Origin of the sequence: Ramlibacter cellulosilyticus, from assembly GCF_014297465.1 — a bacterium.
GTDB lineage: Bacteria > Pseudomonadota > Gammaproteobacteria > Burkholderiales > Burkholderiaceae_C > Ramlibacter > Ramlibacter cellulosilyticus.
On sequence record NZ_JACORT010000003.1, the window covers coordinates 26,518 to 46,704 of the forward strand.

Here is a 20,187-nt window from a genome sequence, read left to right on the forward strand (position 1 = left end):
CCAGCAACAGGGGCCGGCGGGACTTGTGAAAGGTCTCGCCGGCCCCAATTCCATTCAGGCTAAAGTACAGCCAAGTCTTTCGGAGCGAAATTCCCCCCATGAGCGCACTTGATACCCAGGGCCTGGGCCTGATCCCCATGGTCATCGAGCAGTCCGGCCGCGGCGAGCGGTCGTACGATATCTACTCGCGCCTGCTGCGCGAGCGGGTGGTGTTCCTCGTCGGACCGGTGAACGACCAGACGGCCAACCTGGTGGTCGCCCAGCTGCTGTTCCTGGAGTCCGAGAACCCGGACAAGGACATCTCCCTGTACATCAACTCCCCCGGCGGCAGCGTGAGCGCCGGCATGGCCATCTACGACACGATGAACTTCATCAAGCCGTCGGTGTCCACCCTGTGCACCGGCATGGCCGCCTCCATGGGGGCCTTCCTGCTGGCGGCGGGCGAGAAGGGCAAGCGCTTCGCGCTGCCCAACTCCAAGATCATGATCCACCAGCCCCTGGGCGGCATGCAGGGCCAGGCGACGGACATCGAGATCCACGCCCGGGACATCCTCAAGACCAAGGGCGTCCTGAACCGGATCCTGGCGGAGCGCACCGGCCAGCCCCTGGAGAAGATCGAGCGCGATACCGATCGGGATTATTTCCTCGAGGCGGAAGAGGCGAGGGCCTACGGCCTGGTGGACCAGGTCATTGCGAAGCGGCCGTAAGCCGCTTTGCAGGGACTAGGGGCTAGGGACTAGGGATTAGGGGGGACCCGGCGTGCGCCGGGGTCTTACAACACCCCTAGCCCCTAATCCCTAGCCCCTAGTCCCTTTCTGTTTATCATTCAGCAACTCTAGGCACGCAACACATGGCCGACCGAAAAGGCTCCTCCAGCGAGAAAACGCTTTACTGCTCGTTCTGCGGGAAGAGCCAGCACGAGGTCAAGAAGCTGATCGCGGGACCTTCGGTCTTCATCTGCGACGAGTGCATCGACCTGTGCAACGAGATCATCCGGGACGAACTGCCGGCGGGTGACGACCAGCGCGAGGCCCGCGGCGACCTGCCGACGCCCGCGGAGATCAAGGCCAACCTGGACAACTACGTGATCGGGCAGGAGGCCGCCAAGCGCGCCCTGTCCGTCGCGGTCTACAACCACTACAAGCGCCTGCGCCACAAGGACAAGGCCAAGAAGGACGAGGTGGAGCTCACCAAGAGCAACATCCTCCTGATCGGCCCCACCGGCTCCGGCAAGACGCTGCTCGCGCAGACCCTCGCGCGCATGCTGGACGTGCCTTTCGTGATGGCCGACGCCACCACGCTGACGGAAGCCGGCTACGTCGGCGAGGACGTCGAGAACATCATCCAGAAGCTGCTGCAGAACTGCAACTACGAGGTGGAGCGGGCGCAGCGCGGCATCGTCTACATCGACGAGATCGACAAGATCTCGCGCAAGTCGGACAACCCGTCGATCACCCGCGACGTGTCGGGCGAGGGCGTGCAGCAGGCGCTGCTGAAGCTGATCGAAGGCACCATGGCCAGCGTGCCGCCCCAGGGCGGGCGCAAGCACCCGAACCAGGACTTCCTGCAGATCGACACGACCAACATCCTGTTCATCTGCGGCGGCGCGTTCGCGGGGCTGGAGAAGGTGATCGAGCAGCGCACCGAGGCGTCGGGCATCGGCTTCTCGGCGCGCGTGCGCAGCAAGGCGGAGCGCAGCCTCACGGACATGTTCCGCGAGGTGGAGCCCGAGGACCTGATCAAGTTCGGCCTCATCCCCGAGCTGGTCGGCCGCCTGCCCGTGGTCGCGACGCTCGCCGAGCTCACCGAGGACGCCCTGGTGCAGATCCTCACCGAGCCGAAGAACGCGATGGTCAAGCAGTACGGCAAGCTGCTGTCGATGGAGGGCGTGGAGCTGGAAGTGCGCCCCAGCGCGCTGAAGGCGATTGCCCGCAAGGCGCTGAATCGCAAGACCGGCGCCCGCGGCCTGCGCTCCATCCTGGAGCAATCGCTCATCGACACGATGTTCGAGCTGCCGAACATCAGCAACGTCGAGAAGGTGGTGGTCGACGAGTCCACCATCGAGGAAAACAAGCCACCGCTGCTCGTCTACCGAGAGGCGGCGAAGAAGGCCTGATGACCCGGGACCGGAAACCCCTCTCCCCTCAGGCTGTTCCAGCCGATCCTCCGGTCCTCCCTTCTTTTTCTAATGACATTCGGCCCGGTCCGACCCCGAAAGGGATCGGCCGGGTTGAAAATGTCCTTTTGCCGGCTATCTATGGCTGGTCACATTGAGGGATTCCATGTCCGCAACCACAAACCTGCCTTCCGAGCCCATGGACCTGCCGCTCCTGCCCCTGCGGGACGTGGTGGTGTTCCCCCACATGGTCATCCCGCTGTTCGTCGGCCGTCCCAAGAGCATCAAGGCCCTGGAAGCCGCGATGGAGGCCGAACGCCGCATCATGCTGGTCGCCCAGAAAGCGGCTGCCAAGGACGAGCCCTCGGTCTCCGACATGTTCGAGGTGGGCTGCGTCTCGACGATCCTGCAGATGCTGAAGCTGCCCGATGGCACCGTGAAGGTGCTGGTCGAGGGCCAGCAGCGTGCCCGCGTGGCCAAGATCACCGACGGCAACGCGCACTTCACCGCCACGGTCATCCCCGTGGATTCCGGTGACACCGACGGCAAGTCCGCGGAGATCGAGGCGCTGCGCCGCGCGGTGCTCCAGCAGTTCGACCAGTACGTCAAGCTGAACAAGAAGATCCCGCCGGAGATCCTGACCTCGATCGCCTCCATCGACGATCCGGGCCGCCTGGCGGACACGATCGCGGCGCACCTGCCGCTGAAGCTGGACAACAAGCAGGTCGTGCTGGACCTCGCCGACGTCAAGGAACGCCTCGAGAACCTGTTCGAGCAGATCGAGCGCGAGGTGGAGATCCTCAACGTCGACAAGCGCATCCGCGGCCGCGTGAAGCGGCAGATGGAGAAGAACCAGCGCGACTTCTACCTGAACGAGCAGGTCAAGGCGATCCAGAAGGAACTCGGCGAAGGCGAAGAAGGCGCCGACATCGAGGAGATCGAGAAGAAGATCAAGCTCGCCAAGATGCCCAAGGACGCCCGCAAGAAGGCGGACGCGGAGCTGAAGAAGCTGAAGCTGATGTCGCCGATGTCGGCCGAGGCGACGGTGGTGCGCAACTACATCGACGTGCTGACCGGCCTGCCGTGGGCCAAGCGCACGAAGGTGAAGCACGACCTCGCGTTCGCGGAGGAAGTGCTGAACGAGGACCACTACGGCCTCGAGAAGGTCAAGGACCGCATCCTCGAATACCTCGCGGTGCAGCAGCGCGTCGACAAGGTCAAGGCGCCCATCCTGTGCCTCGTGGGCCCCCCGGGCGTCGGCAAGACCTCGCTGGGCCAGTCCATCGCCCGTGCCACAGGCCGCAAGTACGTGCGCCAGGCCCTGGGCGGCATGCGCGACGAAGCCGAGATCCGCGGCCACCGCCGCACCTACATCGGGGCGCTCCCGGGCAAGGTGCTGCAGTCGCTGTCCAAGGTCGGCACGCGCAACCCGCTGTTCCTGCTCGACGAGATCGACAAGCTGGGACAGGACTTCCGCGGCGACCCGGCCTCCGCGCTGCTGGAGGTGCTGGACCCCGAGCAGAACCACACGTTCAGCGACCACTACGTCGAGGTCGACTTCGACCTCTCCGACGTGATGTTCGTGGCGACGTCGAACTCGATGAACATCCCGGCGCCGTTGCTGGACCGGATGGAAGTCATCCGCCTCTCGGGCTACACCGAGGACGAGAAGACCGCCATCGCCATGCGCTACCTGCTGCCCAAGCAGATGAAGAACAACGGCGTGAAGGACGAGGAGCTCGAGGTCACCGAGGACGCGGTGCGCGACGTGGTCCGCTACTACACGCGGGAAGCGGGCGTGCGTTCGCTGGAGCGCGAGCTCTCGAAGATCTGCCGCAAGACCGTGAAGGGCCTGCAGCTGAAGAAGATGACGCCGCAGGTGAAGGTCACGCCGGAGAACCTCAACGACTTCCTCGGCGTGCGCAAGTTCACCTACGGGCGCGCGGAGCAGCAGAACCAGGTCGGCCAGGTGGTCGGCCTCGCGTGGACCGAAGTCGGCGGCGACCTGCTGACGATCGAAGCCGCGCTGATGCCCGGCAAGGGCAACATCCTGCGCACCGGCTCGCTGGGCGACGTGATGAAGGAGTCGGTGGAAGCCGCGCGCACCGTGGTGCGCAGCCGCTCGCGTGCCCTGGGCATCAAGGACGAGATGTTCGAGAAGCGCGACATCCACGTGCACGTGCCCGATGGCGCGACGCCGAAGGACGGCCCGTCCGCGGGCATCGCGATGACGACGGCCATGGTGTCCGCGTACACGGGGATCCCGGTGCGCGCGGACGTCGCCATGACCGGCGAGATCACGCTGCGCGGCGAGGTCACGGCGATCGGCGGCCTGAAGGAGAAGCTGCTCGCGGCCCTGCGCGGCGGCATCAAGACGGTGCTGATCCCCGAGGAGAACACGAAGGACCTGCAGGACATCCCCGAGAACGTGAAGAGCGGCCTCGAGATCGTGCCGGTGAAGTGGATCGACAAGGTGCTGGAGATCGCCCTGGAGCGCCAGCCGACCGCCTTGCCGGACGACGAGCCGCAGCCCGCGGTGCCGGTGGTGGAGGGCACGAAGCCCGCCACGATCCAGCATTGAGTTTTTCAGGCCTCCGTCAGGAGGCCTGAAAAACTCCGGTATACTTGCGGCTTCGACGCGGGAATAGCTCAGTTGGTAGAGCGCAACCTTGCCAAGGTTGAGGTCGCGAGTTCGAGCCTCGTTTCCCGCTCCAGGTTCTCCAAAAGGGACGCTACATGGCGTCCCTTTGCATCTGGATGTCGGCGCGTTAGCAAAGCGGTTATGCAGCGGATTGCAAATCCGTTTAGATCGGTTCGACTCCGGTACGCGCCTCCAGGAAAGTCGATGCGGGAATAGCTCAGTTGGTAGAGCGCAACCTTGCCAAGGTTGAGGTCGCGAGTTCGAGTCTCGTTTCCCGCTCCAACCCCCGAAGGGAAGCCACCGTGCTTCCCTTCTTCGTTTCCGGAGCCCGTCGCGGCCATGCCGTACAGTCCGTGCAGGGCGCCTCGATGGTGAAATCGGTAGACACAGCGGACTTAAAATCCGCGGCCCCTCAAAAGGCGTGCCGGTTCGATTCCGGCTCGAGGCACCAGATCAATCACAATACCTGCCGGCCGGACTCGAACCGGCCCGCCGGGGGCGAACACAGGAACGCGCGCAAGCGCGCGGGGTTCGATTCCGGCTCGAGGCACCACACCCCCAGCAGAACTGGAAAACCGGCCGGATGAGTCCAAAATAGGGCCGGAGAGCACCATGTCCCAATACGACGCCCCCTTCGAGATCCATGTGCACGGCGACGTGCCGCTGCGCACCGGGGTGACCTATGCCCAGCTGCAGGAGGCGCTGAAGCCCCTGTGGACGTACGCCGGCGCCAAGTCGCTCGCCGACGGCGCCGAGAGCGCCTACGAGGAAGAGCCCGGCATCAAGTTCGACGCGCAGGAGCGCATGCTCACCATGTGCTGGACGGTCGCGGGCGACACCGACTTCCGCCAGCAGCTCGACGAGATGTGCATGTCGCTCAACGAGCTGGCGGAGGAGGGCGCGGCCATCGAGGTCACCTTCTACGACGCCGAGTTCGACGAGGAGGAGGCCCCGCCGGAGGAGGAGTCGCGCGACGACTTCCTGATGCTCTTCGTCGGCCCCACGCCGGCGGCGATCATGCAGGTGCAGCGCGACCTGCTCGTGCAGGACGTGGTGAACCTCATGGAGCGCCACTTCGAGGCCAACGAGCTCGATGGCGTCGTCGGCGAGATCGACAAGCTGTTCTCCGACCGCTTCGACAAGCTCGTGAGCTCGCTCGAGCTGGGCAAGCCCCCCCGCGGCAGCGGCGGCGGCTCCGGGGGCGGCCACGGCGGCGGGCGCCGTCCGCGCCACCTGCACTAGGCGACGCAGGGTCCTAGCGGGCGCCGGGCCGTTCCGTGCCCGCGTAGATCTCGCGGATGCGGTCCGCGAAGCGCTGTTCGAGCTGCGGGCGCCGCAGCTTGAGCGTGGGCGTGATCAGGCGCTCGTCCACCGTCCAGGCCTCCAGCGTGAGCCAGACGCCGCGCACGCGCGCGTACGAGGGGAAGGGCGCCAGCCGCGCCTGCAGCCGCTGCAGCACCTCGGCGCGCACTTCGGGGCGGTGGATGGCGTCGTCCGCTTCGGGGTCCAGTTGCAGGCGCGCGGCCAGCTCGCGCCACACTTCGCGATTGAGGACGGCCAGGGCCGCGAGGAAGCCGCCCGCCCAGCCGCGCGAGCAGCTTCTCCGCCACCAGCTTGTGCAGCACCGGCCACATCAGTTCCGCGAGCGCGCCGGGCGGCTCGCCGCGGTGCTGCGCGGCCTCGAAGCGCCGCCAGCCCAGGCTCTCCGCCCATTCGAACAGCTGGCGCGCGGGCGCGCCGCCCGCTTCGAGCGACTGCTGGATCTTCGCGTACAGCCGCTCGTAGATGCGGGGCACCGAAACGAGCGCGGTGGGCCGCACGGCGACGAGGTCCTCCGGCAGGTCGACCACGGAGCGCGCGAAGGCGACGGTGCTGCCCGTGACCATCGGCAGGTAGTAGCCCACGGTGCGCTCCAGCGCGTGTGACAGCGGCAGGAAGGACAGGAACAGGTCCTCCTCGTAGACCTCCACCGTCTGGAGGACCGCGTCGACGTTGGAGAGGATGTTCCGGTGCGACAGCATCACGCCCTTCGGCCGCCCCGTCGTGCCGGAGGTGTAGACGATGGTGGCCAGCGCGTCGGGGTCCGGATCGGGAGAGGCCGGCAGGGGCGGTGCGTCCTGGAGCCACGTGCGCAGCGATCGCAGGCGGCCCGGCGCCGCGTCCTCGGGCAGGGCGGCGTCGCACAGGGCGCGCTGCAGGTCCGGCAGCTTGTCCAGCAGCGGCACGAGCGCGTTCCAGTGCTCGACGTCGCCGAGCAGCAGCACGCGCGCGCCGCAGTCCGCGAGGATGTACGCGATGTTCTCCGCGTTGTCGGTCGCATAGAGCGGCACCACCACCAGGCCGAGGGCCTGGGCCGCCATGTCGAAGGCGACCCACGGCACGCTGTTGCGCAGCATCACCGCGACGCGTTCGCCGGGCGCGAGCCCTTCGCGCGCGAGGGCCGAACGCCAGCGCTCCACCTCCGCGTGCACCTGCGACCACGTGACGCCGCGCCATGCGTGGCGGCTCGCGTCGTACTCGCGGTAGGCCTCGCCGTCCGGCGAACGCGCGCAGCGCGTGCGGAACAGCGCGGGCAGCGTCGCCGCCTCGGCGAAGCGGATGGTGTCCAGCGTCTGCGGGGTGGCGGTGTCGTTCATGGCGGCTCCAGGGGTGGACCTCCATGCTGCGGCGTGCGCGCCGCGGCGATCTGCGCCAGATCAAGTGTGCGGCGGCCCCGTGCTCGGCCGTCGGTATGATCCGCCGCCATGGCCCTGTTTTCCCAGGACGCGCTGAACCCCGGCGTACGCAAGCGCGAGGTGTTCGGCTGGGCGATGTACGACTTCGCCAACTCCGGCTACACCACCGTCGTCATCACCGCGGTCTTCGCCGCGTACTTCGTGAGCGGCATCGCCGGCAACGCCGAATGGGCCACGTTCGCGTGGACGGCAGCCCTGAGCATCTCGTATGCGGTGGTCATGCTGACCATGCCCACGCTGGGCGCGTACGCTGACCTGCGCGGCGCCAAGAAGCGCGTGCTGGCCATCGTCACGGCCTGCTGCGTCCTGAGCACGGCGGCGCTCGCCTTCGCGAAGCCGGGGGCCGTGGCGCTGGCCATGGTGCTCGTGATCGTCTCCAACATCTTCTACAGCTACGGCGAGTCGCTGACCGCGGCCTTCCTGCCGGAGCTCGCGCGCCCCGAGTCGCTCGGCAAGGTGAGTGGCTGGGGCTGGAGCTTCGGCTACTTCGGGGGCATGTTGGCCCTGGGCATCTGCATCGCATACGTGGTCTGGGCGCAGGGGCGACAGATCCCGGCGGCGGAGTTCGTCCCGGTCACGATGCTGGTCACGGCCGTCCTGTACGGGACGGCGTCCCTCTTCACCTTCCGGCTGTTGCGCGAACGGGCCGTGCCGGCCGCGCGAGCCGGGCGTGAAGGAGGTTTCGCCGCCTCGCTGCAGCAGTTGAAGCGCACCTTCGCCGAGGCGCGCCGCTACCGCGACTTCATGTGGCTGCTCGGGTGCATCGTGGCCTACCAGGGCGGCGTCGCCGTCGCCATCTCGCTCGCGGCGATCTACGCGCAGACGGTGATGGGGTTCCAGCCGCAGGAGACCATGGTGCTGGTCTTCGTGCTGAACCTGGCGGCGGCGGGCGGCGCTTTCGCCTGGGGCTACCTGCAGGACCGCGTGGGCCACAAGATCGCGCTGGGGAGCACGCTGGTGGGCTGGATCGTGACCTGCGTGGTCGCGGCGCTCTCCGCCACCAAAGGCCAGTTCTGGGTCGCCGCGGCGATCGCGGGCACGTGCATGGGGTCGAGCCAGTCCGCCGGCCGCGCTCTGGCCGGCGTGTTCGCGCCGCCGGCGCAGCTGGCGGAGTTCTACGGGCTGTGGTCCTTCGCGACGCGGCTTTCCAGCATCATCGGCCCGCTGACGTATGGCGCGATCACCTGGGCCACGGGCGGCAACCAGCGCATCGCGATCGTGTCGACGGCGGTGTTGTTCGCGGTGGGGTTGGGGTTGTTGACGAAGGTGGATGTCGCGCGCGGGCGCGCAGCGGCGTTGGCTCCGTCGGCCCCGTAGGCTGGGTTGCGCGAAGCGCACCCCAGCGTTCGGCGCGTGATGCTGGGGTGCGCTTCGCGCAACCCAGCCTACAGCGAGAGCCAGCGAGCGGCAGCCTGCCGCAGCGCGTCCGTGGAACCGGTGGTCTGCCAGCGCACCGCGCCAGATCCGTTCGGGTTCAGCAAGCCTTTTTCCTCCAGCAGCCGCCGCGTCTGCCGCGCCACTGGCTGCCCCGTCTCCACCAGCTGGATCTTCTCCCCGAGCAGCTCGCGCAGCACGTCCGACGCGAAGGGATAGTGCGTGCACCCCAGGACCAGCGTGTCCACGTCGTGCGCCGCCAGCTCGCGCGTGTAGCGGTCGCAGAGCGCCCGCACCTGCGCGTCGTCGCCGGATTCGATCGCCGCCGCCAGCCCGTCGCACGGCACCAGCACGAACTGCGCCTCGTGCTGCAGCGAGTCCAGCAGCCGCCGGAACTTCGCGCTGGACAGCGTCCCGCGCGTCGCGAACACGCCGACATGCCCGGTCTTCGTCAGCGCCGCGGCGGGCTTCACCGCCGGCTCGACGCCGACGACGGGCAGGTGCGTGTGCCTGGCGCGCAGCAGGTGCACCGCGGCCGCCGTGGCCGTATTGCAGGCCACGACGAGCCCCTTGATCCGGTGCTGCTCCAGCAGGTCCACCGCGATGGCCAGGGAGCGGTCGGAGACGAAAGATTCGCCCTTCTCGCCGTAGGGCGCGTGCCCCGCATCGGAGAAGTAGACGAAATCTTCCTGCGGCAGTTCGGTGCGCAGGGCGCGGAGGATGCTGAGGCCCCCCACCCCACTGTCGAAAACCCCGATCGGACGGTCGCGGTCCGCCGCCGAAGGCGGCAAGACCCTCGCAGATGGGTGATCCATGGCCGCAACTCTACCGGGCGGGCGCGGCAGCGCCGCGCCAGACAAGTTCAGCCCGCCGCGACAGGAATCTTCTTGAATTCGCCGGTCGCGATCTTCCTGCTCCACTCGGCCGGGCCGGTGGTGTGCACGCTGGTGCCGTTGGCGTCCACCGCGACGGTGACCGGCATGTCGACCACGTCGAACTCGTAGATCGCTTCCATGCCCAGGTCCGCGAAGCCGAGCACGCGGGACTTCCTGATGGCCTTGGACACCAGGTAAGCCGCGCCGCCGACGGCCATCAGGTAGGCCGCCTTGTGCTTCTTGATCGCCTCGATCGCCTCCGGGCCGCGCTCGGACTTGCCGATCATGCCGATCAGGCCGGTCTGCGCCAGCATCATGTCGGTGAACTTGTCCATGCGGGTGGAGGTCGTCGGGCCCGCCGGGCCCACGACTTCGTCACGCACCGGGTCGACCGGGCCGACGTAGTAGATGACGCGGTTGGCGAAGTCCACGGGCAGCTTCTCGCCCTTGGCCAGCATGTCCTGGATGCGCTTGTGCGCGGCGTCGCGGCCGGTCAGCATCTTGCCGTTCAGCAGCAGCGTGTCGCCGGCCTTCCAGGTGGCGATCTCTTCCTTGCTCAGCGTGTCGAGGTTGACGCGCTTGCTCTTCTTCGTGTCGGCCTGCCAGGCGACCTGCGGCCACAGGTCGAGGCTCGGCGGGTCGATGTAGGCGGGGCCGGAGCCGTCGAGCGTGAAGTGCGCGTGGCGCGTGGCGGCGCAGTTGGGGATCATCGCCACGGGCTTGCCGGCGGCGTGGCAGGGGAACATCTTGATCTTGATGTCCAGCACCGTCGTGAGGCCGCCCAGGCCCTGCGCGCCGATGCCCAAAGCGTTGACCTTCTCGTACAGCTCCAGGCGCATCTCTTCCAGCTTCGACAGCTTCTCGCCGCGCGAGGACTTCGCCTGCAGCTCGTACATGTCGATGTCTTCCATCAGTGCTTCCTTCGCCAGCAGCACCGCCTTTTCCGCGGTGCCGCCGATGCCGATGCCCAGCATGCCGGGCGGGCACCAGCCCGCGCCCATCGTCGGCACGGTCTTCAGCACCCAGTCGACGATGGAGTCGCTGGGGTTCAGCATCACCATCTTGCTCTTGTTCTCGCTGCCGCCGCCCTTGGCCGCGACGGTCACTTCCACCTTGTCGCCGGGCACCAGTTCCACGTTGACGACGGCGGGCGTGTTGTCCTTCGTGTTCTTGCGCTCGAACTGCGGGTCGGCGACCACCGAGGCGCGCAGCGTGTTCTCCGGATGCAGGTAGCCGCGGCGCACGCCTTCGTTGACCGCGTCCTCCAGGCTGCCGCCGAAGCCGGCCAGCTTGCAGTCCATGCCGATCTTGACGAACACGTTGACGATGCCGGTGTCCTGGCAGATCGGGCGATGGCCCGTCGCGCTCATCTTGCTGTTGGTCAGGATCTGCGCGATCGCGTCTTTCGCCGCGGGGCTCTGCTCGCGCTCGTACGCGCGGGCGAGGTGGGCGATGTAGTCGGCGGGGTGGTAGTACGAGATGTACTGCAGCGCGGCGGAGACGGATTCGATCAGGTCGGCTGCCTGGATGGTGGTCGTCATGGCTTCGGGAGAGTAGGGGGAGGGCTTACCCTCATTATCCCAGACGCTGTCGAGGTACCGTCCGCCACCGATTTACGAGTGCCCGGGCTTGAGGCACCATAGCCCGAGGCAGAGAGGAGGCCCCCATGGTCCACCGCCCCTATCGCTGGCGCTGCTTCGTCTGCGACAAGCCGAACGCTGCGTCGGCGACTTCCTGCGCCTCGTGCGGCTTTCCTGCGCGCGCCTCCGGCGCGGAGATCGAGCGGGCGCGTGCTGCCTGGCGCGGCGGCCAGGGTCTTCGCTTCGCGGACATCGCCCCCTCCGCCGCCATCGCACCTTCGCGGGAGAAATGGAGCGGCTGGCGCATGGCCCTCGCCATCGGCGGCGCCGCATTGCTGGCCATCAGCGCGTACGGCTGGAGCGGCTCGCTCTCCTGGACCCGTCTCGCCCTTTCCCTGTTCGCCTGCATGTTCGGTGCGCTGCTGCTCGTCGTCGCATTCGTCGCGAACGACAGGCGTACCGGCTCGAGCGGCGATCCACACGCCGTCGCAGCGCACTGAATGCCGCAAGGCCCGCCGTCAGCGGGCCTCCTTCTTCAACAGACCAGGTCCTCGATGACGAGGAAGCGATAGCGCTGGCCGTACGAGATGTGCGAGTCGTGCAGCAGCTCCAGCACGTGGCTGGAAGTCAGCTTCGCGCTGGCGTGGATGATGAGGGCGTGGTGGCCGGCATGCGCCAGCTCGCGGAAGTGGTGCGCCGTTTCCGACTCGGTCCCGATCGACGGCAGCAGCATGTCGTCGTCGTCGTCGGAGATGCCGATGAGCTGGCGCTCGAACTCCTCCGGCCTGGCCAGGCACAGGTCGTCCTCGGAGACCCCGTCGTGTCGCAGCAGCTCGCACGCGTGCCGGGCGTCCTCCTCGGTGGGGAACATCAGCACGATGTGGCCGGTGGGATAGAAGACGCCGCGCATGTTGGTCATGCGGCGGTCGATGGCGAAGGGCTTCATGCGCGACTCCTGTGCGAACCCTGAGAACTTAAGCATAGGTCGCGCACCGCAGCCTGTACAGGCCCCCCGCCTTGCCTTGCTGCGGCAGCAGGTGTAAAACAGCACGCACTGCGCTGCCGTGCGCAAGGGGGGCCGTATGGACACTCTCTTGAGGTTGCAGTCCTGTCAGTGCCGGGCCTCGCCCCCGCACGCCGCGCCGGCGGAGCCATAGCCATGGCGATCGCCGTCGCGCTGGTCGTGCTGGCCCTGGGCTCGGTCCTGTTCCACTTCCTGAGCCCCTGGTACTTCACGCCGATCGCCTCCAACTGGCACGAGATCGACCAGACGATCTCCATCACCTTCTGGGTGACCGGCTTCGTATTCGTCGCGGTGGGCCTGTTCACCGCCTGGTGCGTGGTCCGCTACCGCCACCGCGAAGGCGGGCGCGCGAGCTACGAACCCGAGAGCAAGAAGCTGGAATGGTGGCTCCTGGTCCTCACGGCGGGCGGAGTGGCCGCCATGCTGGCCCCGGGCCTGCTGGTGTGGGCGAAGGTCATCCACGTGCCGGAAGACGCGCTGGTGATCGAGGCGGTCGCCCAGCAGTGGCACTGGAACTACCGGCTGCCGGGCAAGGACGGAAAGCTGGGCACGGTCCACCCGCGCTTCGTCACCGATGCCAACCCGTTCGGGCTCAATGCAGCCGACGCGAGCGGCCGCGACGACGTGCTGGTGGCCAGCCCCGAACTGCACGTGCCGCTCGGCAAGCCCGTCAAGCTGCTGCTGCGCTCCAAGGACGTGCTGCACAACTTCTCGATCGCGCAGCTGCGCGTCAAGATGGACCTGGTGCCGGGCCTCGTCTCCTACACGTGGTTCACGCCGACCCGCACCGGATCCTTCGACCTGCTTTGCGAGGAACTCTGCGGCGTCGGCCACTTCGCCATGCGCGGCCGCCTGGTGGTGGACGAGCCGGCGGTCTACCAGGCGTGGCTGGACCGGCAGTCCACCGTGGCCGTGGCGAGTGCCCGCGCGCCGGGCGACGCGGTCGCCGGCAAGGCCGCGTATGCCGTGTGCGCCGCCTGCCACGGCGCCAATGCCGAAGGCAACGTGGCGATGAACGCGCCCAAGCTGAGCGGGCAGGGCGGCTGGTACCTCCACCGGCAGCTGAACCTGTTCAAGCACGGGGCGCGCGGCACGCAGGAGAAGGACGTGTACGGCAAGGCCATGGCGCCGATGGCGGCCACGCTGGCGGACGACGCGGCCATCGCCAACGTGGTGGCCTACATCGCCAGCCTGCCCGACACGCCGGCGCCGACCACGATCAACGGCAACCTCGACATCGGCCGGCGCAGCTTCGCGACCTGCGCGGCGTGCCATGGCGCCGACGGCGGCGGCATCGCGGCGACCAACGCCCCGCGCCTGAAGGGCATGAGCGACTGGTACATGGCCAGGCAACTGAAGAATTTCAGGGACGGCGTCCGCGGCCACCATCCGCAGGACATCTACGGGGGCCAGATGGCGCTGATTGCCGGAATGCTCAACGACGACGCGGCAGTCGGTGACGTGCTGGCCCACATCAACACGCTTGCAGCAGGCAAGGGAGAGCCGCGATGACCAGCCACGCCGCGCATGACGAATCGGACTTCGCGCCGCCGGCGGAAGTGGGCGAGGTCGAGCTCTACCACCCCCGCACCTTCATCGGCAAGTACATCTGGAGCCAGGACGCCAAGGTGATCGCGCTGCAGTACGCGGTGACGGCCATCGCCATCGGCCTCGTCGCGCTGGTGTTCTCGTGGCTGATGCGCCTGCAGCTCGGGTTCCCCGGCCGCTTCTCCTTCATCGACCCGAGCACGTACCTGCAGCTGGTGAGCATGCACGGGATGATCATGGTGATCTACCTGCTGACCGCGCTGTTCCTCGGCGGGTTCGGCAACTACCTCATCCCGCTGATGGTGGGCGCGCGCGACATGGTGTTCCCGTACGTGAACATGGTGAGCTACTGGCTGTACCTGCTGGCCGTGCTCCTGCTGGTCGCGAGCTTCTTCGCGCCGGGCGGCCCGAGCGGCGCCGGCTGGACGCTGTACCCGCCCCAGGCCATCCTGGACGGCACGCCGGGAGCGCACCTGGGCATCATCCTGCTGCTCGTCTCCCTGATCGTGTTCGTCATCGGCTTCACCATGGGCGGCCTGAACTACGTGGTGACCGTGCTGCAGGCGCGCACGCGGGGCATGACGCTGATGCGGCTGCCGCTGACGGTGTGGGGCATCTTCATGGCCACCGTGCTGGCCCTGCTGGCCTTTCCCGCGCTGTTCGTCAGCGCCCTCATGATGCTGCTGGACCTGACGCTGGGCACCAGCTTCTTCATGCCCGCACTGGTGTCCATGGGGCAGCAACTGGATTACCGCGGCGGCAATCCGCTGCTGTTCCAGCACCTGTTCTGGTTCTTCGGCCATCCCGAGGTGTACATCGTGGCCCTGCCGGCCTTCGGCATCGTCTCCGACCTGATCAGCACCCATGCACGCAAGAACATCTTCGGCTACCGCATGATGGTGTGGGCCATCCTGATCATCGGCGGCCTGAGCTTCATCGTGTGGGCGCACCACATGTACGTGAGCGGGATGAACCCGTACTTCGGCTTCTTCTTCGCCACCACCACGCTGCTGATCGCGGTGCCGACGGCCATCAAGGTCTACAACTGGGTGCTGACGCTGTGGCGCGGCAACATACACCTGAACGTGCCGATGCTGTTCGCCATCGCGTTCATCTTCACCTTCGTCAACGGCGGCCTGACCGGCCTGTTCCTGGGCAACGTGGTGGTCGACCTGCCGCTGTCCGACACGATGTTCGTCGTCGCGCACTTCCACATGGTCATGGGCATCGCCCCCATCCTGGTGGTGTTCGGGGCGATCTACCACTGGTACCCGAAGATCACCGGCCGCATGCTGGACGACACCCTGGGCAAGCTGCACTTCTGGGTCACCTTCGTCGGCACCTACGCGATCTTCTATCCCATGCACTACCTGGGGTTCATGGGGATCCCGCGGCGCTACTACGCGATAGGCGGCACCAACTTCATCCCCGATTCGGCGCACCTGCTGAATGCCTGGATCTCGCTCGCGGCCTTCGTGGTCGGGGCCGTGCAGCTGGTGTTCCTCTACAACCTGGTCGCCAGCTGCTTCCGGGGCCGGCCGGCCGGGCCCAACCCGTGGAACGCCACCACGCTGGAGTGGCAGACGGCGGAGACGCCGCCGAAGCACGGCAACTTCGGCAAGGAGCTGCCCGCCGTCTACCGGTGGGCCTACGACTACGGCGTGCCCGGCGTGAAGGCCGACTACATCCCGCAGAACGTCGCGCCGGCGGAGGTCGCGGCGGAAGCGTGGACCCGGGGCGCGCCGCGCGCGGGAGGCTAGCGCCATGACCATCGGCCTGGTGTTCCTCACCCTGATGATGGCGGTCATCGTGTGGTGGCTGTTCCGCCAGACCATCCACGTGCAGCCGTGGCAGGCGCAGGCGTTGGACCTGACGGGGCACGAGGCCGTCCCGCGCCCGCCGGCGAGGACGGCGTTGTGGGTGTTCCTTGCCGTGGCGACTTCGCTCTTCGTGCTGTTCGTCAGCGCCTATGCGATGCGCCTGGGCCTGTCCGACTGGTCTCCCCTGCCACGGCCCCGGCTGCTGGTGCTGAACACCGCGCTGCTGGTGGGGGCCAGCCTGGCGATGCAGTGGACGGTGCATGCCGCGCGGCGGGGGCAGGGTGACGACGTGCGGCGCGGCCTGCTGGCCAGCGGGCTGCTGACGGGGGGCTTCCTGGCCGGGCAGCTGACCGTCTGGAAGCAGCTGGACGACGCCGGCTTCTTCGTCGCCAGCAGTGCCGCCGCAGCCTTCTTCTACATGCTCACTGCGGTGCACGGCCTGCACGTGCTGGGTGGGCTGGTGGCGTGGCTGCGCGCGCTGCTGCGGGCCTGGCGATCTCCGGACGCGGGCGCGATCCGGCTGGGCGTCGAACTGTGCGCAACCTACTGGCACTACCTGCTCGCCGTCTGGGTGGTGCTGTACGCGCTGCTGGTTTCCGACGCATTCGGGATGGCGATCTGTTCGGCCGCGCCCTTGTGAGCGCGCCGGCGAGGACACGCAAATGATGGTGCACCAGGAAAGCGAAATGACCGGCGCGTTGCCGGCACCGGCCGGGTGGCGAGGCGCCGTGGCGGACGTGTCCTCGGACCAGCGGGCGTTCAAGGACGTCCCCTGGGGCAAGCCGATGATGTGGATCTTCCTGCTCAGCGACACCTTCATCTTCGGCAGCTTCCTCATCTCGTACATGACGGTGCGCATGTCGACCACGGTCGACTGGCCCAATCCGAGCGAGGTGTTCTCGCTGACGATGTTCGGCCGGAACGTCCCCTTGCTGCTGATCGCGATCATGACCTTCGTCCTGATCACCAGCAGCGGCACGATGGCGCTGGCGGTCAACTACGGCTACCGGCGCGACCGCAAGACCACGGCCCTCCTGCTGCTGGCCACGGCGGCCCTGGGCGCCACCTTCGTCGGCATGCAGGCGTTCGAGTGGACCAAGCTGATCCACGAGGGCGTCCGGCCCTGGGGCAACCCGTGGGGCGCGGCGCAGTTCGGGTCGTCCTTCTTCATGATCACCGGCTTCCACGGCACGCACGTGACCATCGGCGTGATCTTCCTGGTCATCGTCACCGCCAAGGTGCTGCGCGGAGACCTCGACCAGCAGAAGCCGGGCTTCCTGACCGGCCGCAGGGGCAACTACGAGATCGTCGAGATCCTGGGCCTGTACTGGCACTTCGTGGACCTGGTCTGGGTCTTCATCTTCGCGTTCTTCTATCTCTGGTAGCGGAGGCAGCCATGGAGCACGCAGAGCATCATCCGGCCGCCGCGGGCGAACCGCCCGCCACGCAGGCGCACGGCCAGCAGCACCCGCTGGGCATCTACTTCAGGATCTGGGCGCTGCTGTTCGTGCTGAGCGCGATGTCGTACGCGGTCGACTACTTCCACGTGCAGGGGCTGCTGCGCTGGTCGCTGATCGTGATCTTCATGCTCCTGAAGGCGGGCCTGATCGTCGCGGTCTTCATGCACATGCTGTGGGAGCGGATGGCGCTGGTGTACGCGATCGTGGTCCCGCCCCTGCTGCTGGTCACGCTGGTGGCGATCGGCGCGCTCGAGGCCAACTACACCTGGCTGACGCGCGGCACCTTCTTCGCCGCCGAGGCCAGGCAGCCGCCGGCACCCACGCACTAGGAGCCGGCCGTGCGCAGGCGCCTCTACTGGCTGTTGCCCGACCTGGCCAGCGCGCGGGCCACGATGGACGACCTGCTGCTCGTCGGTGTCGACGTGCACCGGATGCATTTCATGGGCCGAGAGGATTGCGACCTGTCCGGCCTGCATGCCGCCGGCGTGCTGCAGACCTCGGACGTGCTCCGCTCGGCGGAAGCCGGCCTGGTCGTCGGCGCCGCGGTCGGCGGCATGCTGGGCGCGCTGCTCGCGGGGCTCTTTCCGGCGCCCGACGGCGCGCTGCAATGGAGCCTCGTGCCCACGCTGGTCATCGGCGGTGCGCTGTTCGATGCATGGACGTCGAGCATGATCGGCATCTCCGTGCCGAACAGGTGCCTGGAACGGTTCGCGACGCACATCGCCCAGGGGCGCATCCTGCTGATGCTGGATGCGCCGCCGCAACGCGTGGGGGAGATCGCGGCGCGGATGCGCCAGCTGCATCCGGAAGCGCTGTCGGACCGCCGCGAGCTGGAGCTCGTGTTCAGGTGAGCACGGCGGCCGGCGCCGCTCAGGCCGGCACCTGCCTGGCGCGCACCAGGTGCCGGTAGCGCAGGTTGAGCAGCACATAGCAGATCATCGTCGCCGTCATGCCCGCCAGCATGCCCTCGGGCCCGAGCGGCAGCATCAGCACGAGTGCGTTCAGCACGAACACCGCCGCGGTGTTGGACAGCAGGTAGGGCCGCAGCTCCGGCACCTCCATGTAGTAGCCGTATTGCTTGCCCAGGAAGAACAGCACGGTGCCGGCGACGGCGAGCTGGCGGAAATCCCCCGGGTCGAGGCCGCCCAGGATCGCATGCCGGACCAGCGAGCCCAGGATCGCCAGCCCGACGAGCAGGAAGAAGTGCGAGTAGAGGATCGAGTGCCCGGTCGTCAGCTTGCGATGCTCCAGCAGGTGGAAGCTGTCATAGTAGATCCACCAGATCGCCGACACCATGACGAATCCGCTGATGGCGGCGGTGACGTTGGCGGGGTTCCAGGCGATGTCCGCCAGGGCCGCGGAGATGCTGATCACCGATTCGCCCAGCATGATGATGGTCAGCAGGCCGACGCGCTCGACCAGGTGCGCCGTGTGCGCGGGCACCACGTGCAGGCGCCGGTTGAGCACCACCAGCGCCGCCATGTCGAACAGGATGCCGGCGTAGAAGACCACGTAGCTCCAGGGCGGCGGCAGCAGGACCGAGGTCAGGCTGACCGCGGCGCCGATGGCGAACACGCTGCCCACCGTGGTCGCGATGCCACCCCGGTCGTGGTGCTTGCGCCTGGAGGCGAAGTACATCCCGGCGACGATCAGCCGCGCACCGCAGTAGCAGGCCACGGCCAGCGTGTACTTGCCAGGGTCGTGCGCGCCCTCCGAGATCTGCGCCGCGATCACGACCAGCAGGAACATCATCAGCAGCGTCGACAGCCGGTGCTGGCGGCTGTCGGTGTCGAAGCGATTGGCGTAGATCGTGTGGCCGGCCCAGATCCACCACACCGGCAGGAACACGAGCACGAAGTGCAGGAACTGCTGCGGCGCGATGTGGCCGTCGTGCGTTTCGCTCAGGATCTCGCCGACGTCGCGCAAGGCGACGACGAAGATCAGGTCGAAGAACAGCTCCAGCCAGGTCGCGTGCCGGTGCGGGTCGAAATATCTCAGGTCCTTCACGCAGCCATCGTAGGGGCTGGAGCCCGGCCATGCGCGTGCCGAGGCGTGTTCCGCCCCTCGGCAATGCTTTGTCCCCCTGGGGCCTGGGGGCGAAGGCGGGTCAGGCGGCCCGTCGCGGACGCAGCCGGAAGCCGAACTGGGTCGCGTGCAGCCGTGCCCATTCCTCCTCCGTGTCCACCTCGAGCGTCATCTTGCCGAGCGAGACGCGCGCGGGGAAGCGCTCGATCGGCGCCGGCATCGCCGATTGCGAGACGATGGCGGCCGCTTCGATCGCGAAGCCGGTTTCCTCGAACATCGCCTGCATGCCTTCGTAGGTGAAGAAGCGCACGTGCGTCACGTCGAGGATGCCCATCGCGTCATAGGCGAAGTGGCCGCGGGCCAGGTCCTGCAGGATGTCGATGTTCCCCACGTTGGGCAGGGTCACGACCACCTGCGCGTCGGGGCGCAGCCGCTCCGAAAGGAACGCGAGCTCCGCCCAGGGGTTGTACATGTGCTCCAGCACGTCGAGCAGCAGCACGGTGTCGACCGTCGCCACGCGCGCGAGGTCGTCCGCGCTCCATTGCTCGCGCGGCGCCGGGGTGACGTGGTCGAGGCGGCCGGCCGCCACCTGCGCGGCCTGCGGGTTCAGCTCGCAGCCCCAGGCCCACAGGCCGGGGAAGGCCTGCTTCATGCCGGCGGCGACGGCCCCCGTGGCGCAGCCGATGTCCAGCAGCCGGCGCGGCGGATGCGCGAAGAACTCCCGGACGCCTTCCCGCGGATGCTCGCCGTACGAGAGGTCCTGGACGCCGATGCGGTCATCGAGGAGGCGCCACACGGGGCCGGGCGCCGTCCCGGCGGGTGCGGAGGCCGGGCCGGCCTGGGGATCCTGCTGCTGCATGGCAGGGGGCAGCGCCTGCGTCGCGGCGGCCTGGTTGCGCACCGCCATCACGGTGCGAAGGGCATTCATCAGCAGGGACATGGCCGTGCTCCTCCTCCGGCGGGGATTGTGGCAGCGCCGGTGCCCTGCT

Annotated in this window: 18 protein-coding genes and 4 tRNA genes; 16 read left to right on the plus strand and 6 right to left on the minus strand. The window is 67.9% G+C overall.

Annotated elements, in window-relative coordinates; all coding sequences use genetic code 11:
- Nucleotides 1-98 precede the first annotated feature (98 nt).
- The 8 genes from clpP (at nucleotide 99) to H8N03_RS08845 (ending at nucleotide 5,999) form a co-directional block, all read left to right on the plus strand.
- Complete coding sequence (gene clpP, locus H8N03_RS08810) at nucleotides 99-707, plus strand: ATP-dependent Clp endopeptidase proteolytic subunit ClpP (RefSeq protein ID WP_187075801.1); 609 nt, start codon at nucleotides 99-101, stop codon at nucleotides 705-707.
- A 143-nt stretch (nucleotides 708-850) separates the two neighbouring features.
- Nucleotides 851-2,116 (plus strand): ATP-dependent Clp protease ATP-binding subunit ClpX, encoded by a 1,266-nt coding sequence (gene clpX / locus H8N03_RS08815; protein WP_187075802.1) that lies wholly within the window; start codon nucleotides 851-853, stop codon nucleotides 2,114-2,116.
- A 166-nt stretch (nucleotides 2,117-2,282) separates the two neighbouring features.
- On the plus strand, nucleotides 2,283-4,697 hold the full coding sequence (gene lon, locus H8N03_RS08820) for an endopeptidase La (protein ID WP_187075803.1): 2,415 nt from the start codon (nucleotides 2,283-2,285) through the stop codon (nucleotides 4,695-4,697).
- Nucleotides 4,698-4,754: 57 nt separating this feature from the next.
- Nucleotides 4,755-4,830: transfer RNA gene (locus H8N03_RS08825), tRNA-Gly, on the plus strand.
- 48 nt (nucleotides 4,831-4,878) lie between these two features.
- Nucleotides 4,879-4,952: transfer RNA gene (locus H8N03_RS08830), tRNA-Cys, on the plus strand.
- 11 nt (nucleotides 4,953-4,963) lie between these two features.
- A tRNA-Gly gene (locus H8N03_RS08835) sits at nucleotides 4,964-5,039 on the plus strand.
- Nucleotides 5,040-5,119: 80 nt separating this feature from the next.
- Nucleotides 5,120-5,208: transfer RNA gene (locus tag H8N03_RS08840), tRNA-Leu, on the plus strand.
- A 161-nt stretch (nucleotides 5,209-5,369) separates the two neighbouring features.
- Nucleotides 5,370-5,999 (plus strand): DUF6806 family protein, encoded by a 630-nt coding sequence (locus H8N03_RS08845; protein WP_187075804.1) that lies wholly within the window; start codon nucleotides 5,370-5,372, stop codon nucleotides 5,997-5,999.
- Here H8N03_RS08845 and H8N03_RS08850 read toward each other — a convergent pair.
- Nucleotides 5,996-7,393, minus strand: a complete 1,398-nt coding sequence (locus H8N03_RS08850; protein WP_222622916.1) for an AMP-binding protein — start codon at nucleotides 7,391-7,393, stop codon at nucleotides 5,996-5,998. The two genes, H8N03_RS08845 and H8N03_RS08850, sit on opposite strands and share 4 nt — an antisense overlap.
- Before the next feature lie 108 nt (nucleotides 7,394-7,501).
- Between H8N03_RS08850 and H8N03_RS08855 the strand changes: the two genes are divergently transcribed.
- The gene (locus tag H8N03_RS08855; protein ID WP_187075805.1) at nucleotides 7,502-8,809 is read left to right on the plus strand and encodes an MFS transporter; all 1,308 of its coding nucleotides are present in this window, start codon (nucleotides 7,502-7,504) and stop codon (nucleotides 8,807-8,809) included.
- Between the two features lie 68 nt (nucleotides 8,810-8,877).
- Here H8N03_RS08855 and murI read toward each other — a convergent pair whose 3' ends face one another.
- Nucleotides 8,878-9,681, minus strand: a complete 804-nt coding sequence (gene murI / locus H8N03_RS08860) for a glutamate racemase (RefSeq protein ID WP_187075806.1) — start codon at nucleotides 9,679-9,681, stop codon at nucleotides 8,878-8,880.
- A gap of 47 nt (nucleotides 9,682-9,728) precedes the next feature.
- Nucleotides 9,729-11,282 (minus strand): fumarate hydratase, encoded by a 1,554-nt coding sequence (locus H8N03_RS08865; RefSeq protein WP_187075807.1) that lies wholly within the window; start codon nucleotides 11,280-11,282, stop codon nucleotides 9,729-9,731.
- A gap of 125 nt (nucleotides 11,283-11,407) precedes the next feature.
- Between H8N03_RS08865 and H8N03_RS08870 the strand changes: the two genes are divergently transcribed.
- Nucleotides 11,408-11,821: a hypothetical protein gene (locus tag H8N03_RS08870; RefSeq protein ID WP_187075808.1), complete on the plus strand. Its 414-nt coding sequence runs from the start codon at nucleotides 11,408-11,410 to the stop codon at nucleotides 11,819-11,821.
- 35 nt (nucleotides 11,822-11,856) lie between these two features.
- On the opposite strand, the gene H8N03_RS08875 is transcribed toward H8N03_RS08870, so the two are convergent.
- Nucleotides 11,857-12,267: an RNA-binding protein gene (locus H8N03_RS08875; protein WP_187075809.1), complete on the minus strand. Its 411-nt coding sequence runs from the start codon at nucleotides 12,265-12,267 to the stop codon at nucleotides 11,857-11,859.
- Nucleotides 12,268-12,480: 213 nt separating this feature from the next.
- Between H8N03_RS08875 and H8N03_RS08880 the strand changes: the two genes are divergently transcribed.
- From H8N03_RS08880 to H8N03_RS08905, 6 genes are read left to right on the plus strand one after another with little or no spacing between them, the layout of a single operon-like run.
- Entirely contained in the window at nucleotides 12,481-13,857 is a 1,377-nt protein-coding gene (locus tag H8N03_RS08880; protein WP_187075810.1) for a c-type cytochrome, read from the plus strand.
- Entirely contained in the window at nucleotides 13,854-15,653 is a 1,800-nt protein-coding gene (locus tag H8N03_RS08885; protein ID WP_187075811.1) for a cytochrome c oxidase subunit I, read from the plus strand. The genes H8N03_RS08880 and H8N03_RS08885 overlap by 4 nt, the downstream gene beginning before the upstream one ends.
- Before the next feature lie 4 nt (nucleotides 15,654-15,657).
- Nucleotides 15,658-16,353, plus strand: a complete 696-nt coding sequence (locus H8N03_RS08890; protein WP_187075812.1) for a cytochrome c oxidase subunit 3 — start codon at nucleotides 15,658-15,660, stop codon at nucleotides 16,351-16,353.
- Between the two features lie 22 nt (nucleotides 16,354-16,375).
- Nucleotides 16,376-17,098 (plus strand): heme-copper oxidase subunit III family protein, encoded by a 723-nt coding sequence (locus H8N03_RS08895; RefSeq protein ID WP_222622917.1) that lies wholly within the window; start codon nucleotides 16,376-16,378, stop codon nucleotides 17,096-17,098.
- An 11-nt stretch (nucleotides 17,099-17,109) separates the two neighbouring features.
- Nucleotides 17,110-17,502 (plus strand): cytochrome C oxidase subunit IV family protein, encoded by a 393-nt coding sequence (locus tag H8N03_RS08900; protein ID WP_187075813.1) that lies wholly within the window; start codon nucleotides 17,110-17,112, stop codon nucleotides 17,500-17,502.
- A gap of 9 nt (nucleotides 17,503-17,511) precedes the next feature.
- A complete protein-coding gene (locus tag H8N03_RS08905; RefSeq protein WP_187075814.1) occupies nucleotides 17,512-18,024 on the plus strand; it encodes a DUF1269 domain-containing protein in 513 nt (170 codons plus the stop codon).
- 19 nt (nucleotides 18,025-18,043) lie between these two features.
- On the opposite strand, the gene H8N03_RS08910 is transcribed toward H8N03_RS08905, so the two are convergent.
- Together H8N03_RS08910 and H8N03_RS08915 are read right to left on the minus strand one after the other, a co-directional pair.
- Nucleotides 18,044-19,180, minus strand: a complete 1,137-nt coding sequence (locus H8N03_RS08910; RefSeq protein WP_187075815.1) for a low temperature requirement protein A — start codon at nucleotides 19,178-19,180, stop codon at nucleotides 18,044-18,046.
- 100 nt (nucleotides 19,181-19,280) lie between these two features.
- On the minus strand, nucleotides 19,281-20,138 hold the full coding sequence (locus tag H8N03_RS08915) for a class I SAM-dependent methyltransferase (protein ID WP_187075816.1): 858 nt from the start codon (nucleotides 20,136-20,138) through the stop codon (nucleotides 19,281-19,283).
- Nucleotides 20,139-20,187 lie beyond the last annotated feature (49 nt).

What these genes read in the sequence shown, in the direction of transcription:
- clpX (WP_187075802.1), top strand. Translation starts at nt 851, where the DNA reads ATGGCCGACCGAAAAGGCTCCTCCAGCGAGAAAACGCTTTACTGCTCG.
- H8N03_RS08850 (WP_222622916.1), bottom strand. Translation starts at nt 7,393, where the DNA reads ATGAACGACACCGCCACCCCGCAGACGCTGGACACCATCCGCTTCGCC.
- H8N03_RS08915 (WP_187075816.1), bottom strand. Translation starts at nt 20,138, where the DNA reads ATGTCCCTGCTGATGAATGCCCTTCGCACCGTGATGGCGGTGCGCAAC.
- H8N03_RS08870 (WP_187075808.1), top strand. Translation starts at nt 11,408, where the DNA reads ATGGTCCACCGCCCCTATCGCTGGCGCTGCTTCGTCTGCGACAAGCCG.
- H8N03_RS08855 (WP_187075805.1), top strand. Translation starts at nt 7,502, where the DNA reads ATGGCCCTGTTTTCCCAGGACGCGCTGAACCCCGGCGTACGCAAGCGC.
- H8N03_RS08885 (WP_187075811.1), top strand. Translation starts at nt 13,854, where the DNA reads ATGACCAGCCACGCCGCGCATGACGAATCGGACTTCGCGCCGCCGGCG.
- murI (WP_187075806.1), bottom strand. Translation starts at nt 9,681, where the DNA reads ATGGATCACCCATCTGCGAGGGTCTTGCCGCCTTCGGCGGCGGACCGC.
- H8N03_RS08845 (WP_187075804.1), top strand. Translation starts at nt 5,370, where the DNA reads ATGTCCCAATACGACGCCCCCTTCGAGATCCATGTGCACGGCGACGTG.
- H8N03_RS08895 (WP_222622917.1), top strand. Translation starts at nt 16,376, where the DNA reads ATGATGGTGCACCAGGAAAGCGAAATGACCGGCGCGTTGCCGGCACCG.
- H8N03_RS08900 (WP_187075813.1), top strand. Translation starts at nt 17,110, where the DNA reads ATGGAGCACGCAGAGCATCATCCGGCCGCCGCGGGCGAACCGCCCGCC.
- lon (WP_187075803.1), top strand. Translation starts at nt 2,283, where the DNA reads ATGTCCGCAACCACAAACCTGCCTTCCGAGCCCATGGACCTGCCGCTC.
- H8N03_RS08890 (WP_187075812.1), top strand. Translation starts at nt 15,658, where the DNA reads ATGACCATCGGCCTGGTGTTCCTCACCCTGATGATGGCGGTCATCGTG.
- H8N03_RS08875 (WP_187075809.1), bottom strand. Translation starts at nt 12,267, where the DNA reads ATGAAGCCCTTCGCCATCGACCGCCGCATGACCAACATGCGCGGCGTC.
- H8N03_RS08865 (WP_187075807.1), bottom strand. Translation starts at nt 11,282, where the DNA reads ATGACGACCACCATCCAGGCAGCCGACCTGATCGAATCCGTCTCCGCC.
- clpP (WP_187075801.1), top strand. Translation starts at nt 99, where the DNA reads ATGAGCGCACTTGATACCCAGGGCCTGGGCCTGATCCCCATGGTCATC.
- H8N03_RS08880 (WP_187075810.1), top strand. Translation starts at nt 12,481, where the DNA reads ATGGCGATCGCCGTCGCGCTGGTCGTGCTGGCCCTGGGCTCGGTCCTG.